General features: G+C 64.9%; 13 protein-coding genes and 2 pseudogenes. 10 read left to right on the top strand and 5 right to left on the bottom strand.

The genetic code is table 11. The features are described from left to right. Positions 1–23 precede the first annotated feature (23 nt). From ACVWY3_RS19875 to ACVWY3_RS19855, 5 genes and pseudogenes are all read left to right on the top strand, one after another. Complete coding sequence (locus ACVWY3_RS19875; RefSeq protein WP_456843402.1) at positions 24–761, top strand: SDR family oxidoreductase; 738 nt, start codon at positions 24–26, stop codon at positions 759–761. A 63-nt stretch (positions 762–824) separates the two neighbouring features. After that, a complete protein-coding gene (locus ACVWY3_RS19870) occupies positions 825–1,826 on the top strand; it encodes an NAD(P)H-dependent flavin oxidoreductase (protein ID WP_456839990.1) in 1,002 nt (333 codons plus the stop codon). Positions 1,827–1,936: 110 nt separating this feature from the next. Further along, the gene (locus ACVWY3_RS19865) at positions 1,937–2,356 is read left to right on the top strand and encodes a hypothetical protein (protein WP_456839989.1); all 420 of its coding nucleotides are present in this window, start codon (positions 1,937–1,939) and stop codon (positions 2,354–2,356) included. Positions 2,357–2,474: 118 nt separating this feature from the next. Continuing rightward, the gene (locus ACVWY3_RS19860; RefSeq protein ID WP_456839988.1) at positions 2,475–4,034 is read left to right on the top strand and encodes an alkaline phosphatase D family protein; all 1,560 of its coding nucleotides are present in this window, start codon (positions 2,475–2,477) and stop codon (positions 4,032–4,034) included. A gap of 249 nt (positions 4,035–4,283) precedes the next feature. Then, a pseudogene (locus ACVWY3_RS19855) lies at positions 4,284–5,103 on the top strand (aldo/keto reductase). A 69-nt stretch (positions 5,104–5,172) separates the two neighbouring features. On the opposite strand, the gene ACVWY3_RS19850 reads toward ACVWY3_RS19855, so the two are convergent. Together ACVWY3_RS19850 and ACVWY3_RS19845 are read right to left on the bottom strand one after the other, a co-directional pair. Beyond that, positions 5,173–5,397, bottom strand: a complete 225-nt coding sequence (locus ACVWY3_RS19850) for a hypothetical protein (RefSeq protein WP_456839987.1) — start codon at positions 5,395–5,397, stop codon at positions 5,173–5,175. Positions 5,398–5,529: 132 nt separating this feature from the next. Continuing rightward, positions 5,530–5,982, bottom strand: a complete 453-nt coding sequence (locus tag ACVWY3_RS19845) for a hypothetical protein (RefSeq protein WP_456839986.1) — start codon at positions 5,980–5,982, stop codon at positions 5,530–5,532. A 258-nt stretch (positions 5,983–6,240) separates the two neighbouring features. On the opposite strand from ACVWY3_RS19845, the gene ACVWY3_RS19840 reads away from it, so the two are divergent. Continuing rightward, entirely contained in the window at positions 6,241–6,513 is a 273-nt protein-coding gene (locus ACVWY3_RS19840) for a helix-turn-helix domain-containing protein (protein WP_456839985.1), read from the top strand. Positions 6,514–6,520: 7 nt separating this feature from the next. On the opposite strand, the gene ACVWY3_RS19835 is transcribed toward ACVWY3_RS19840, so the two are convergent. Both ACVWY3_RS19835 and ACVWY3_RS19830 read right to left on the bottom strand, forming a co-directional pair. Further along, positions 6,521–7,753 carry an aminotransferase-like domain-containing protein gene (locus ACVWY3_RS19835; protein WP_456839984.1) on the bottom strand — a complete coding sequence of 411 codons (1,233 nt, stop codon included), beginning with the start codon at positions 7,751–7,753 and terminating at the stop codon, positions 6,521–6,523. 54 nt (positions 7,754–7,807) lie between these two features. Further along, entirely contained in the window at positions 7,808–8,326 is a 519-nt protein-coding gene (locus ACVWY3_RS19830) for a DUF3124 domain-containing protein (protein WP_456839983.1), read from the bottom strand. Between the two features lie 67 nt (positions 8,327–8,393). Between ACVWY3_RS19830 and ACVWY3_RS19825 the strand changes: the two genes are divergently transcribed. The 4 genes and pseudogenes from ACVWY3_RS19825 (at position 8,394) to ACVWY3_RS19810 (ending at position 13,791) form a co-directional block, all read left to right on the top strand. Next, positions 8,394–10,124, top strand: coding sequence for a cation:proton antiporter domain-containing protein (locus ACVWY3_RS19825; protein ID WP_456839982.1), 1,731 nt, complete (start codon positions 8,394–8,396; stop codon positions 10,122–10,124). Positions 10,125–10,293: 169 nt separating this feature from the next. After that, positions 10,294–11,370, top strand: coding sequence for a 3,4-dihydroxy-2-butanone-4-phosphate synthase (gene ribB / locus ACVWY3_RS19820; RefSeq protein WP_456839981.1), 1,077 nt, complete (start codon positions 10,294–10,296; stop codon positions 11,368–11,370). A 149-nt stretch (positions 11,371–11,519) separates the two neighbouring features. Continuing rightward, positions 11,520–12,734 (top strand): acyl-CoA dehydrogenase, encoded by a 1,215-nt coding sequence (locus tag ACVWY3_RS19815; protein ID WP_456839980.1) that lies wholly within the window; start codon positions 11,520–11,522, stop codon positions 12,732–12,734. A 132-nt stretch (positions 12,735–12,866) separates the two neighbouring features. Then, positions 12,867–13,791 (top strand): annotated as a pseudogene (locus ACVWY3_RS19810) (MBL fold metallo-hydrolase). A 76-nt stretch (positions 13,792–13,867) separates the two neighbouring features. Here ACVWY3_RS19810 and ACVWY3_RS19805 read toward each other — a convergent pair. Beyond that, positions 13,868–14,725 (bottom strand): DUF1499 domain-containing protein, encoded by an 858-nt coding sequence (locus ACVWY3_RS19805; RefSeq protein WP_456839979.1) that lies wholly within the window; start codon positions 14,723–14,725, stop codon positions 13,868–13,870. Positions 14,726–14,887: the final 162 nt, after the last annotated feature.

The raw sequence follows: 14,887 nt of genomic DNA, 5'->3' as shown, positions 1-14,887 counted from the left end.
TCACCCAACCGGAGGAGGCGACCCTGCCCCAGCGACACGCGACAGCGGCCGTGATCGGCGCCGGCGATTTCATCGGCTCCGAGATCGCCAAGAAATTCGCCGCCGAAGGCTTTTCGATCTTCGCCGGCCGCCGCAACGGCGACAAGCTCGCGCCCCTGGTGAAAGATATCGAAGCTGCCGGCGGCGAGATCCACGCGCGTTCGCTCGATGCGCGCAAGGAAGAGGAGATCATCTCTTTCCTCGACGATGCCGACAAACACGCGCCGCTCGAAGTCTGCATCTTCAACGTCGGTGCCAACGTCAATTTCCCGATCCTCGACACCACCGAACGTGTCTTCCGCAAGGTCTGGGAGATGGCCTGCTATTCCGGCTTCCTCGCCGGGAGAGAAGCTGCTCGGCTGATGCTGCCGCGCGGCGGCGGCAACATCTTCTTCACAGGGGCGACCGCGAGCTTGCGCGGCGGCAGCGGCTTTGCCGCCTTCGCGAGCGCGAAATTTGGCCTTCGCGCGGTGGCGCAGGCGATGGCGCGCGAGCTCGGGCCGAAGAACATTCACGTCGCCCATCTCATCATCGATTCCGGCGTCGACACCGAATGGGTGCGGCAGCGCCGGCTCGAAGCGCTTGGCCCCAATGCGCTCGACAATCCTGACCTCTTGATGCCGCCGTCGGCTGTCGCCGACTCCTATTGGCAGATCTACCAGCAGCCGAAGAGTGCCTGGACCTTCGAGATGGAGATCCGCCCGTTCGGAGAGAAATGGTGACCGCGGCGCAAAAGTCCGGCTAGACTGAAATCAATCTGAGCAAATTCCGGGAGGAGGACTTACGTGAAGACGGCGATCACCGAACTGTTCGGCATCGAGCACCCGATCATCCAGGGCGGCATGCATTTCGTCGGCTTTGCCGAGCTGGCTGCTGCCGTGTCCAATGCCGGCGGGCTCGGCATCATCACCGGTCTCACGCAAAAGACGCCGGAATTGCTCGCGAAGGAAATCGCACGCTGTCGCGACATGACCGACAAGCCGTTCGGCGTGAACCTCACCTTCCTGCCGACCTTCTCGGCGCCGCCTTATCCGGAATACATCGCGGCCATCGTCGAAGGCGGCATCAAGGCGGTGGAGACTGCCGGGCGCAGTCCGGAGCAATACATGCCCGCGCTGAAAGCCGCCGGCATCAAGGTCATTCACAAATGCACCTCCGTGCGTCACTCGCTGAAGGCCGAGAAGATCGGCTGCGATGCCGTCAGCGTGGACGGCTTCGAGTGCGGCGGTCATCCCGGCGAGGACGACATTCCGAACATGATCCTGCTGCCGCGCGCGGCGGAGGAATTGAAGATCCCGTTCGTCGCCTCCGGCGGCATGGCGGACGGGCGCAGCCTCGTCGCGGCGCTCTCGCTGGGTGCTGCCGGCATGAACATGGGCACGCGCTTCATCGCCACCAAGGAAGCCCCAGTGCATCAGAACGTGAAGAACGCGCTGGTGGCCGCCACCGAGCTCGATACCCGCCTGATCATGCGCGCGCTGCGCAACACCGAGCGCGTCCTCAAGAACGCCAATGTCGATCGCCTGCTCGAGATCGAGCGCGAGAAGGGCGCCAAGCTCACCATCGACGACATCCACGACCAGGTCGCGGGCGTCTATCCCAGAATCATGCTGGACGGACAGATGGACGCGGGCGCCTGGAGCTGCGGCATGGTCGCAGGGCTCATCCACGACATCCCAACTTGCCAGGAGCTCGTCGATCGCATCATGAGCGAGGCGGAAACCATCATCCGCAGCCGCTTGCTGGGGTTCCTGGACGGGACGGGTGCGACGCGAAAGGTCGCCTGAGACCGCCAAACTTCTTAACCACGGCGGCAATTGGCCGCTGGAATTGCACGCGACGCCTCCTAAATAGGGGTAGCTTATGCCCTTTGATAATTCAATTTCAGGAGGAGTCCGTGGTCCTGAAAAGCGTGCCTTTTGCGGTTGCCATTGCCCTCGTGCTCGCATGGGGCGGTCTCGCACGCGCTGAGGACTACAAGCCCGACGAATATCTCGGTCTTGATCTCTCCAAGGCCGTGCTGTCGCCGAAGCGGCTCGGGCCCGAGACGCAGTTCGCGCCGGTGGCGCTCCAGGCCAAGGGCGGCAACGAGGCGCAGGCCCAGGTCGAGCCGATGGATGTGCCGAAGAAGGTCGCCGCCGAGCGCGTGCATGTGCCCGAGCCGAAAGTCGCGCATGCCAGGAGCGCCCAGCCGCGCGGTGCCGCGCGAACCAAGCTAGCACATCGCCGCGGCAATCCGCTCGACGCGCAGGCGATGGACACCCGCATCCAGACCTGGCCGTGCCGCTCCGGCGGTATCTGCAATTGGAAGCGGTAGTTAGTTCCGCGCGCGTCATCTCCGCGTCGCAAAACCGTAGGCGTGGAGTCAAGAAACCGTAAGCCCGAAGTCAAGGAGCGCAGGCACCTTCCGTCGCGATTCGACGAAGGTCTCCTGAATGGCATCGCTCCGCGCTTCGTGCGCATGGACCCGGCGGCAATTCCTGGTCCGCTCCGCCTCAAGTCTCGCCATCGCCTCGCTTGCGAAGCCTGCGATCAGCCGCGCCGCCGATCGCCCGCAGATCGCGGGCGGCATCCAGTCCGGTGATGTCTCCGATGGCTCCGCCGTGATCTGGGCGCGCGCGGACCGGCCCGCACGCATGCAGGTGGAGTGCTCCACCCTCGAGAGCTTCAAGACAATCATCGCATCCGCCTCGCGCCACGCGCTGCCTGATGCCGACTGCACCGCAAAGCTCCTGCTGAACGACTTGCCGCCCGGGCAGGACATCTTCTATCGCGTGCGCTTCGATGACATCGCGACCGGCATTGCCGGCGAAAGCCGCACCGGTCATTTCCGCACCACGCCGGCGGCCGGCCGATCGATCTCGTTCGTGTGGTCGGGCGATGTCGCGGGGCAGGGCTGGGGCATCGACGTCGCGCGTGGCGGCTATCGCAGCTATCGTACCATGCTCGACAACCGCCCGGACTTCTTCATCCATTCCGGCGATCACATCTACGCCGACTGCACGATCCCGTCCGAGCAGAAGCTGCCGAACGGGGAGATCTGGCGCAATGTGGTGACCGAGGAGAAAACCGAGGTCGCGCACACCCTGGCGCAGTTCCGCGGCAACTACAAATACAACCATCTCGACGAAAACTTCCACGCCTTCCACGCCGAAGTGCCGATGTTCGCACAGTGGGACGATCACGAAGTGACCAACGACTGGTCGCCCACCGGCAGCTACGATGACGCCGGCTTTGAAGACGACGGCACCCCGTGGCTCGTTGCGCGCGCCCGACGCGCCTTCTTCGACTTCATGCCGATCCGCGACATCGGCGCGCGCAAGGGCCGGGTCTATCGCAAGATTGCTTACGGGCCGCTGCTCGACGTGTTCATGATCGACATGCGCAGCTATCGCGATGAGACCTGGAACAAGGGCGACGATCATCGCGGCTGGATTCTAGGCGCCGAGCAGCTCGCTTGGCTGAAGCGGGAGCTCGCCGCCTCGTGCGCAACCTGGAAGGTGATTGCGGCCGACCTGCCGATCGGCCTCGTCAGCCTGGACGCCGTAGCGCTCGGCAATGGCGCGCCCGACCGGCGCGAGCACGAGATTGCCGATCTGCTCAGCGCGATCAAGCGCGCCGGCATCCGCAACATCGTCTGGCTCACCGCCGACATGCACTACACCGCCGCGCATTACTACGATCCGAACAAAGCCCAGTTCCAGGATTTCGAGCCGTTCTGGGAGTTCGTCTCGGGCCCGCTGCACGCCGGCACCTGGGGCCCGGGAGAGCTCGACAACACGTTTGGCCCGGTCGCGATGTACCAGAACGGCTGCAGCGAGACGCAGGGCGACAACCTCGCGCCGAGCTTCGGCCTCCAGTTCTTCGGCCGCGTCGACATCGACGGCCGTAGCGGCGTCATGACCGTGACCCTGAAGGACGTCGACAACCACGACCTCTGGTCGGTCGACATCGAGCCGCAGCCGCGCCCTGCCGAGGTGGCGCAGCATTCGTGAGCGGCGTGCAGTCTCTGCGTCGTCATCGCCGGGCTTGACCCGGCCATCCACGTCTTGCCTAGCACGAACAACGTGGATGCCCGGGACAGCCCCGGGCATGACGGCGGGGGCTTAACTCCATCTTGATTGGCCGCCTTGCGCCTCACGCGCTACACTGCCTCCTCCCGCCACCTCTTTTCCATCACCGAAGAGTCTGTCCCCGCGGTCCACCGCGTGTCTGGCGGCATGAATGACGTCAGGAGTTGACTTATGGATCATCTGGAGACACAGGGCATCGGCATGCCCAAGCTCGGCCTCGGCACCTTCCGCATGCAGGGCGATGCCTGCCGCGCCGCGGTCGAGAGCGCGCTTGCGATCGGCTACCGGCACATCGACACCGCCGAAATGTACGCCAACGAGGAAGCCATCGGCGCCGCGCTGGCCGCGGCCCGGCTGCCGCGTGGCGAGTTGCACGTCACGACCAAGGTCTGGCACGAGAACCTCAGCCCCGACGCCATCCGCCGCGCTTTCGACGCCAGCCTGAGCAAGCTTCGGCTCGACCATGCCGATCTCTATCTCGTGCACTGGCCGTCGAAGTCGGCCAATTGGGGTGCGGTGTTCGAGACCCTGATGAAGCTGAAGGAGGATGGGCGTACGCGGGCGATTGGCGTTGCCAATTTCACCACGGCGCTGCTCAAGATCGCCGTCGAGGACATCAGGGCGCCGATCGCCTGCAACCAGATCGAATATCACGCCATGCTCGATCAATCGAAGGTGCTGGCGTATCTCAACGCCAAATCGATCCCGCTGGTCGCCTATTGCCCCGCTCGCGCAGGGGCGCATCGCCTCCGATCCGGTGCTGGCCGAGATCGGCGCCAAGCACAATGCGACCGCAGCCCAGGTCGCGCTGAAATGGCTGCTCGACCAGAACGGCGTCGCCGCGATTCCAAAGGCTTCGCGCCGCGAGAGCCAGCAGGCCAATCTCGACGCGCTGAAGATCACGCTCGACGATGCCGACCGCAGGAAGATCGCCGCGCAGCCCAAGGACAAGCGCTGCGTCAGCCCGGTTTTTGCGCCGGCGTGGGATTAGTCCCCGCTGAAACTTCAAACACGCAAAGAAATGGCCCCGCGAGGGGCCATCTCCATGTTGCGTTGCGCATTAGTCCCAGTGGTGACGATGGCTGTGCTTGATCACGACGACCCGGTCGCGATGGTGCCAGCCGCGATGCCAGCCGTGGTCGCGATGCATGCCGTACTCGGCGTGGGCGGCGTACGGGCCGTGATGATGACCGCGCTTGATCACCACCGTCTCGGCGCTGGCCAGCGTCGGCGCCGCGATCACGAGCGCGCCCAGCGCCGCAACCACATAACCAAGCTTCTTCATGATGTCCTCCTCCAATCGAATGCAAATCTAAACCGCGCATTCGCATGAACGTTCCGGAGGAACGGGAGGAGATTTCTGAATGGATATTCAGGCAGAGCATGAGCCCGGAAAGACCGTGCTCAAACGCAATGGCTAATCGCAGCGCTGCTGCACCGGCGTCAGCTCGCCCGTGCCAACGTATTTGCCGTCCCTGATAGTGTAGATGCCGCGCTCGCTGCGATTGTAGATTGCGCGCAAGCCGCCGTCCTTCAACAGCAGCAGGCCGAATTCGCGCGTCTGCTGCATCGAAGGGAAGTAGACCATCACATTGAGCAGGCCCTCGGCGTTGACCGTCGCGGACACGACCTCGTTCTCGTCCTTGGCTTCGCCGAAATTGCGCCGGTACATCACCCGGCCGTCCTTCCGGATTTCGTAAGTGAGCCGCGCGCCCTTGTCGCGGTCGGGACTTGCTGCGCAATCGACCGCCCATGCGCCGAGCAGGCCCCATTGCTCGACCGTCACTGCCAGCGTCCCTGCGCCGGCCGTGGACGTCAACGCAATCGATAGCACCGCCGCCGTGGTCCAGCGGCTGAGACAACACGTCATATCCTGAAAAACCCCGCCTCGAACAATTCCAAATTCTAAAGCATGATCGGGGAAAGCGCGAAGCGGTTTTCCGACAAGATCATGCTCAAACACAACCTAAAGCGCGGTGACGATTCATCCCAACGTCATCGCGCGTTAGCATTCCGGGCGCGATCGTCCACGGCGGCTGCCGATCGCGCGCGAATTTGATCCGCGTCAATGAGGCCGATGGTATCAGGCGTAGGATGGCGCTCCCGAAGGCGATGCGTGGTGAGAGCGATGCTGGATCAAGTCATGGATTTCGCGGGCGAGGTGCTGCCGGGCAGCTGTGCCGTGCCGCCTTATTCCGAGGCCGCGTTTCTGGCCGAGCTCGGCGAACGCCTGAGAACCTCGCGCACGCGCTGCGAGCTGTCGCGCCGGGAGCTGGCCCGCCGCTCCGGAATCTCCGAGCGCTACATCGCCCAGATCGAGGCCGGCAAGGGCAACGTCTCCATCGTGCTGCTGCTGCGGCTGGCCGCTGCGATCCACGGCAGCCAGCCCCAGGCAGCCTAAGCGAGCCTCAGGCCCGTTTCTCCACATTGGCGCTGCGGGCCGGCAGTCCGAACTCCTTGCGGCAGACCTCAGCCAGCACGGCGACGCCTTCGCGGATCTGCTGATGCGAGGGGCTCGCAAAGCACAGCCGCAGCCGCGAGCCGGAATGGCTCTTATTGGTCGACCATTCCGGCCCCGGATTGATCGAGACGCCCGCCGCGAGCGCGGCCTGATACAGCCTTAGCGTATCGACCTGGTCGGGCAGCTTGACCCAGAGGAAGATGCCGCCCTTCGGCTCCTCGAACTCGGCTGCGGTGCCGAACTGCTCGTTCAGCGCCTCCATCAGCGTATCGAGCTTGGTGCGCAGCGCCTTCGTCAGCGCCGGCACGTGGCTCGCAAAATGCGGCTTGCAATAGGCCGCGAGCACCATCTGCTCCAGCGCGCCGGAGCCGGCGTCCGTCTTCAGCGCCAGCATCCGCGACATCACATCCCAGGGCGCGACGACGAAGCCGACGCGCAGCGCCGGCGCGATCGACTTCGAGAACGAGCCGATATGGATCACGCCACCATGCGGGCTCATCGCGTAGATTGCCGGCGGCCGCTGTCCCGACCAGACGAGGTCCGCATAGCAATCGTCCTCGAAGATCGGCACGCCGTATTGGGTCGCGAGCCGTATCAGCTCGGCGCGGCGGCTCTCCGGCATGATGGTGCCGGTCGGGTTCTGCACGGTAGGAATGGTATAGATGTATTTGGGACGGATGCCGCGGCGTTTCAGATCGGCCAATGCCGAGGCAAGTACCTCCATGCGCATGCCGTCCTTGTCGAGCGGGATGCCGACCACGTTAACGCCGAGCCGCGCGAGGCGGGTCAACGAGCCCTGGTAGCTCTCCTGCTCGAAGATCACGGTGTCGCCGCGCGTCAGCAGCGTGCTGTTGACGAGGTCGAGCGCCTGCAGCGAGCCAGACACGATCAGGAGATCGTCGACTGTGCAGTTGATGCCGGCATCGCGCTTGAGTTTCGTCACGAGGAACTCGCGCAGGGGCAAATAGCCTTGCGGACCATGCGCCAGCCCGTAGGTGGCGAGCGAGCGCCCCTCGCGTTGCAGGACCGAGTTGGTCGCCTCGATCAGGCCGTCGAGCGGCAGCTGCTCGGAGTCGTTGTTACCGCCGACAAAGCTGTATTTGGCAAGGCCCGTCCAGCGCGCAGAAGGGGCCGGCAGCCCTGCGGGAAACAGGGGCGCGAAATCGAAGCTGGACGTCATGGGAGCGTTCCTCATCTTGTTTTTGTTGAGCCGGCCGGCGTTGCGCCGACGGCCTCACTGCTTGCCGACCGTCCGCGTCGGACGGCCCACGCTGATGAAAGCGTAATGCGCATTGGCGACGCCGCCAACCATCAAGGCCTCGACCACCGGCTCGGCGATCTCGCCCGTCGCCGCCCAGTCGACCAGGAAATTGGCGCCGGTCCCGCCGCGCACGTCGTCGGTCGCGATAAAGAGCGAGACGGTGGCCAGCGGCTTCAAGGCGACAGGCGCCTTCAGATAGGTCTCGACCTGCTTGCCGGCCGTGTCGAAATAGGCGATGCGTTTGACCACCAGTGCTTGCGTCTCGGAGGCGTTGTGCACGCTTAGCGTGACCGAGAAGTCGACACGCAGCTTGCCCTGGCTCATCGCCACGCTGGAATAGGCCGGCACGTAGAACCCGCCGGAGACGGCCAGTTCCTCCTTCGGCACCGCGGTGAGCGAGTCGGCAAAGGTCTGCTCGATATTGACCTTGGGCTGAGCGATCGCAGGCGCGAACGAACCTAGCAGGGCTATCAGCCAGAGCACCATCCGCATGTGACGAATTGCTCGCTTGCCGCGCTGCACTCGGCCACTAGGGTGCGGCAAAACGGACCGATTTGGCATGCACGAACTCATTCGCGACATCACTCTTTGTATCCTGTTTGCCTGGATGCTGGGCCTTTTAGCCCATTTCTCGCGGCAACCGCTGATCCTGGCCTACCTTATCGCCGGCTTCTGCATAGGTCCATTCGGCGCCGGCTGGGTCAAGTCGCAGGAATCGATCAGCGTCATCTCCGAGCTCGGCCTGATCTTCATGCTGTTCATGATTGGCCTCGAGATCGACCTGAAGAAGATCGTACGGGCGGGCAAGGTGATCCTGTTCGCGGCGGGCGGCCAGCTGCTCGGCGGCTGCCTGCTCGGGGTGCTGTTCTTCGTCGGCATCGGCCTGTCGCTCGGCGGCGGCCATTTCGATGCGCTCTATCTCTGCGTCGCCTGCGCGCTGTCGAGCACGGTCGTCATCGTCAAGGTGCTCTACGAGAAGCGCGAGCTCGATACGCTGCCGGGCCGCATCACCCTCGGCGTCTTGGTGCTCCAGGATATCTTCGCCATCCTATTCCTGGCGGTGCAGCCGAGCCTCGCCAATCTGGAATTCACCGTCATCCTGCTCTCGATCGGCCGCGTCGCGGTGCTGGTCGCGGCTGCGCTGCTGGTCAGCCGCTATGTGCTGCCGCGCCTGTTTCACCAGATCGCCCGGCGGCCGGAGCTGATCCTGCTCGGCGCGCTGGCCTGGTGCTTTCTCGTCGCCGAGACCGCCGAGCGGCTGTCGCTGTCGCGCGAGATGGGCGCGCTGATTGCCGGCGTCTCGCTCTCGACCTTTCCCTATGCGCTCGACGTCACCGCCAAGGTCACGACGCTCCGCGACTTCTTCATCACGCTGTTCTTCGTCGCGCTCGGCATGACCATTCCCGTGCCGGGCCTTTCCGTGATCGGCTTGGCGCTTATGATCGCGGCGTTCACGGTGGTGAGCCGGCTCGTCACCACCTTCACCCCGCTCTACCTGATGAAGCAGGGCCTGCGCGCCAGCCTGCTGCCGGCGCTAAACCTAGCGCAAATCTCCGAGTTCTCGCTGGTGGTGATCCAGACCGGCATCACCGACCACCACATCGCAGCCGAGACGGCGAATGCGGCGTCCTTCGCCTTCGTGGTGCTGGCGGTGCTCTCGACCTTCGCGATGAGCCGCAGCGACGAGATCACCCGCTGGGCGATCGGCCCGTTGAAGCGCATCGGCCTGAAGGATCTCGACCACGGCCAGGCGCGCGGCGACGAGGGCCACGAGGCTGGCCACGGCGAGGCCCGCCGCATCGTCATCCTCGGCTTTTTCCGTGCGGCGAGCGCGCTGCTCGCCGAGATCGAACGGCAGGCGCCGGTGCTGCTCGAGCAGATCACCGTGGTCGACTTCAACCCCAATGTGTACCAGACGCTGCTGTCGCGCGGCCTGCACGTGATCTATGGCGACATCAGCAATGTCGACACGCTGCTCCATGCCGGCGTCGGCAAGTCCGAGATGATCATCCTCAGCGTGCCGGATTCGCTGCTCAAGGGCGCCACCAACGAGAAGCTGGTCCGCCACGTCCGCGCGCTGAACCCGACCGCCCTGATCGTGGCCACGGCCGACTTCCTGGCCGATGTCGGCGAGCTCTATGAGGCCGGCGCCAGCTACGTCACCGTGCCCCGGCTCAGCGATGCTCATGAGCTCTTTACCGTGATCGAAGCGGCCCAGGCCGGGCTTCTGGCCGACAAGCGCGCCGAGCTCGACCTGCGGCTCGGCGAGCGGCGCGAAGTGCTGCCCTGACGGCGGTCTTCCCCCTGGGGCATCCGCGCCTATATCGCTGATATCTGCGGTGCAAGCCTGAAAGCCGCGGGCAGGCCCGCGAGCCGGAATATGCGGTTGCGTCCAGGACACTAGCGCCCCGGCGAGAGTCCGGCTAAGCCTCCCGCTCGTAACCGATAGAGATTGGGACATGCCCGATAGCGTTCAGGAAGTCTTGCAGGCCTTTGCCCGGGGCGAGCTCGTGGTCGTCACCGACGACGAAGACCGTGAGGGCGAGGGCGATCTGATCGTCGCCGCTTCGCTCTGCACCGCCGAGAAGATGGCGTTCATCATCCGCCACACCTCCGGCATCGTCTGCGCGCCCGTGACCACCGAGGACGCGCGCCGCCTGCGGCTCGATCCGATGGTCGCCCACAACGATTCCGCGCACACCACCGCCTTCACGGTCTCGATCGACTACAAGCCCGACGGCGGCACCGGCATCTCGGCCGAGGAGCGCGCCTCGTGCTGCCGCGCGCTGTCCAATCCCAATGTCGGCGCCAACGACTTCGCCCGCCCGGGCCACATCTTTCCGCTGATCGCCAAGGATGGCGGCGTGCTCCTGCGCTCCGGCCATACCGAGGCCGCCGTCGATCTCTGCAAGCTCTCCGGCCTGCCGCCGGTCGGCGTCATCAGCGAGCTGATGAACGACGACGGCAGCGTGATGAAGGGCGAGCAGGTCGCGCAGTTCGCCGCCCGGCACAAGCTCAAGCACGTCACTATCGCCGACATGATCGCCTACCGTCAGGCGCGCGAGAAACTGATCGAGCGGGTCTCGACCTTCGTCACCGAAAGCCCGATCGGCCCTTTGCAGGGCTACGCCTACCGCTCGCCCTTCGACTCCATCGCCCACGTTGCCTTCGTCTATAACGGCGTCGGAGACGGCAAGAACGTGCTGACGCGCTTTCACAAGCCCAACATCGTCAAGGACACCTTCACCGGCCACAAGCGCATGGCGGCGGTGCTCGAGCATTTCAAGAAATCCGGCCGTGGCGTGCTGGTGTACTTGCGCGACGGTGCGGCCGGTGTTCCCGTGTCGCCGCTGTCGGACGAGACGGCGACCGAGGCCGATCGCAACCGCCAGTGGCGCGAGGTCGGCGTCGGCGCTCAGATTTTGCGCGATCTCGGCGTCACCTCGATCCGCCATCTCACCTCCTCGGTGCACGACTACAAGGGCCTGTCGGGCTTCGGCATCGAGATCGTTGCCAACGAGCAGCTCGAGAGCTGACACGCAGTGTCATCCCGGGATGGCGCTGAAAGCGCCATGCTTCGCATCACCCCGGAATGACCGAAACCAGGATGCATTGCACTTGTTGCCGCGGCGCTTTAATTTGTCGGGCAATTTATTTGACGGAACCAGACGCGAAAGGACGTTTCATGAGCGTGCGCCCTCAGATCAAGGACAAGCCGGCTGCGGCTTCCTTCCAGTGGGACGATCCGTTCCTGCTCGACGAGCAACTCACCGAAGACGAGCGCATGGTGCGCGACACCGCACGCGCCTATGCCCAGGACAAGCTGCTGCCGCGCGTCTCCAAGGCCTATCTCGAAGAGAAGACCGATCGCGAGATCTTCAACGAGATGGGCGAGCTCGGCCTCATCGGCATCACGCTGCCCGAGGAATATGGCTGCGCCAACGCGAGCTACGTCGCCTATGGCCTCGTCGCGCGCGAGATCGAGCGGGTCGACTCCGGCTATCGCTCGATGAACTCGGTGCAGTCCTCGCTGGTAATGTATCCGATCTACGCCTATGGCGACGAGAACCAGCGCAAGAAGTACCTGCCCAAGCTCGCCAGCGGCGAGTGGGTCGGCTGCTTCGGCCTGACCGAGCCCGATGCCGGCTCCGATCCGGCCGGCATGAAGACCCGCGCCGAGAAGGTGTCGGACGGCTATCGCCTGACCGGCAGCAAGATGTGGATCTCCAACGCGCCGATCGCCGACGTGTTCGTGGTCTGGGCTAAGTCGGCCGAGCACGACAACCAGATCCGCGGCTTCGTGCTGGAGAAGGGCATGAAGGGCCTGTCCGCGCCGAAGATCGGCGGCAAGCTGTCGCTCCGCGCCTCGATCACCGGCGAAGTCGTGATGGACGGCGTCGTGGTTCCCGAGGACGCGCTGCTGCCTAACGTATCCGGCCTCAAGGGCCCGTTCGGCTGCCTCAACCGCGCCCGCTACGGCATCTCCTGGGGCGCGATGGGCGCGGCCGAGGACTGCATGCATCGCGCCCGCCAGTACACGCTCGACCGCAAGCAGTTCGGCAAGCCGCTTGCCGCGACCCAGCTGGTGCAGAAGAAGCTCGCCGACATGGAGACCGAGATCGCGCTCGGCCTGCAAGGCTCGCTTCGCGTCGGCCGCCTGATGGACGAGGGGAAGTTCGCGCCCGAGATGATCTCGATCATGAAGCGCAACAATTGCGGCAAGGCCCTCGACATCGCCCGCGCCGCCCGCGACATGCATGGCGGCAACGGCATCTCGGCCGAATATCACGTGATGCGCCACGTCCATAACCTCGAGACGGTCAACACCTACGAGGGCACTCACGACGTCCACGCCCTGATCCTGGGCCGCGCGATTACGGGCATTCAGGCGTTTTTCTGATTACGTTCTCCGTCATTCCGAGGCGATGCCAAGCATCGAACCCGGAATGACGAGATTCTCAGGTGCGCAAGGGCGCACCGGAGTTCGCCCTTCGGGCGTCCCGGAATGACGTCAAAGAACAAAGAAGAAGCCATGTCCGACAACGAAGACGTCCCATTCAACCGCACCTTTCCGCTGAAGCCGGGAATCGTCGAGGAAGTCCGTCCCGGCGTGCGGCGCGTGCTCTGTAACAATCCGAGCCCGTTCACCTTCACCGGCACCGTCAGCTATATCGTCGGCAATGGCAACGTCGCGATCATCGATCCCGGTCCTGATGATGCGGCCCATGCGGCTGCACTGCTCGATGCCGTGCGCGGCGAGACGGTGAGCCACATCTTCGTCACCCACACCCATCGCGACCATTCGCCGAACACGACACGGATCAAGCAGGCGACCGGCGCGCCCGTCTATGCCGAAGGCCCGCACCGCGCCTCGCGCCCGCGCTTCGAGAGCGAGAAGCACAATCCGGAATCCGGTGCCGACCGCGATTTCGCGCCCGATATCAGGATCGCCCATGGCGACGTCGTCGAGGGCGACGGCTGGCGGCTCGAGGCCGTGGCGACCGCCCGGCCACACCGCCAATCATCTCGCGTTCGCCTGGCCCGAGCGGAAGTTCAATTTCGTCGGCGACCACGTGATGGGCTGGTCGACCTCGATCGTGGCGCCGCCCGACGGCTCGATGATCGATTACATGGAATCGCTCGATCGTCTCGCCGCACGCGATGAGGATCTGTATTTCTCGGGCCACGGTCCTGAAATCCCGGACGGCCAGCGCTTCGTGCGCTTTCTGATCCGTCACCGCAAGGCGCGCGAGGCCTCCATCCTGCATCGCCTCGCCAAGGGCGAGACCGACATCCCGACCATGGTGCGCGCGATCTATATCGGCATCGACCCGAGGCTGACGGCGGCCGCGGGCTATTCCGTGCTGGCGCATCTTGAGGATCTCGTCGCTCGCGGCGTGGTGGCGACTGATGGCGATCCCGTGATCACGGGATCGTACCGGATGGCGGGCGCCTAGCGTCCCGGAATCTAGAGATTGCGGCGCGAGATCCCGGGTTCGCCGCTTTGCGGCGCCCCGGGATGACGCTGTCGCGTCATTTCTTCACCGTCTTCGCCGGCGCCTTCGGCGGCGCCACCGGTGTCTTCTTCACCGGCTTCAGAGCATCGGCGTCCGCAGCGGTGTTGAGGTCCTCGATGAACTTGGTCACGCGCGCCGCGTTGCTGCCGAGGTCGCTCTCGAAATGGCGCGAGGCGGAGCGGATGTCGACGCGGGAATCGTCGCCATCGGGCACGACCCTGATGGAAATGTCCTCGCGCAGGCCCATGATCGGCGTGCGCGCCACCGCCTCGATGCGGCCGATGCGGCGCGGCGGCCTCGGCTCGCGTTCGTCGATGACAAGCCATTTGCGCTTGATGACGAGCTGGCGCGCGATCGCATAGGCGCGGTCGACGGGGATCTCGAGCTCGATCGGCTCGATATCGGGATAGAAATGGCGCTGCTGTTCGGCCGAGTAGAGACCGGCATAAACCGCAGTGTTGGCGCCTTCGACGGCGCGCAGGGGGGGGGCCAGCGCCTCGAACCGCGGCGGGTCGATCGGGTCGGTGGTGATGTCGTGGATCGCCGGCAGCTTGCGGTATTGCAGGCCGAGATAGGCGGGGTAGGCGAGGATCATCCCGTCGATCAGGAACGCGAGCAGGATGCGCGCCATGCCGCGCGAGCCGTTCTGCCAGATCGCGGCAAAGCCGGCGAGCCCGAACAGGATGGAGAGCCCGGCAATCGCGAGGCCCCCGAAGAAGGTCGCGAGCGCCGGCTTCGGTTCCAGAAAGCCGAAGCGGACGATGAGGATCGACACCAACACCGCCACCACCGCGAACACGGCCAGATTGCGCGCCCAGCTCGCGAGGCTGGACACGGGCTCCGTCTGATAGGGAGCGGAAAACCTGCGGGCCATCGGGTGAGCTCTGCCGGGGTTTTGGGCTGTGCCGGCCGGTCTGGCGCGACGATGAGCCGTTGAGACCACGGCGCGCGGGCAAATTCAAGGGTGACCGGGCTGTTACGGCCCCGTCATTCCGGGGCGCCCAAAGGGCGAGCCCGGAATCTGGAGATGCCGGGT

Source organism: Bradyrhizobium sp. USDA 4486 (genome assembly GCF_054057995.1).
This window is presented reverse-complemented; position numbering and strand designations above follow the sequence as displayed.

Coding starts and splice junctions, on each gene's coding strand:
- ACVWY3_RS19830 (WP_456839983.1), bottom strand. CDS start 8,326: ATGCGGATGGTGCTCTGGCTGATAGCCCTGCTAGGTTCGTTCGCGCCT.
- ACVWY3_RS19805 (WP_456839979.1), bottom strand. CDS start 14,725: ATGGCCCGCAGGTTTTCCGCTCCCTATCAGACGGAGCCCGTGTCCAGC.
- ACVWY3_RS19840 (WP_456839985.1), top strand. CDS start 6,241: ATGCTGGATCAAGTCATGGATTTCGCGGGCGAGGTGCTGCCGGGCAGC.
- ribB (WP_456839981.1), top strand. CDS start 10,294: ATGCCCGATAGCGTTCAGGAAGTCTTGCAGGCCTTTGCCCGGGGCGAG.
- ACVWY3_RS19860 (WP_456839988.1), top strand. CDS start 2,475: ATGGCATCGCTCCGCGCTTCGTGCGCATGGACCCGGCGGCAATTCCTG.
- ACVWY3_RS19845 (WP_456839986.1), bottom strand. CDS start 5,982: ATGACGTGTTGTCTCAGCCGCTGGACCACGGCGGCGGTGCTATCGATT.
- ACVWY3_RS19825 (WP_456839982.1), top strand. CDS start 8,394: ATGCACGAACTCATTCGCGACATCACTCTTTGTATCCTGTTTGCCTGG.
- ACVWY3_RS19835 (WP_456839984.1), bottom strand. CDS start 7,753: ATGACGTCCAGCTTCGATTTCGCGCCCCTGTTTCCCGCAGGGCTGCCG.
- ACVWY3_RS19815 (WP_456839980.1), top strand. CDS start 11,520: ATGAGCGTGCGCCCTCAGATCAAGGACAAGCCGGCTGCGGCTTCCTTC.
- ACVWY3_RS19850 (WP_456839987.1), bottom strand. CDS start 5,397: ATGAAGAAGCTTGGTTATGTGGTTGCGGCGCTGGGCGCGCTCGTGATC.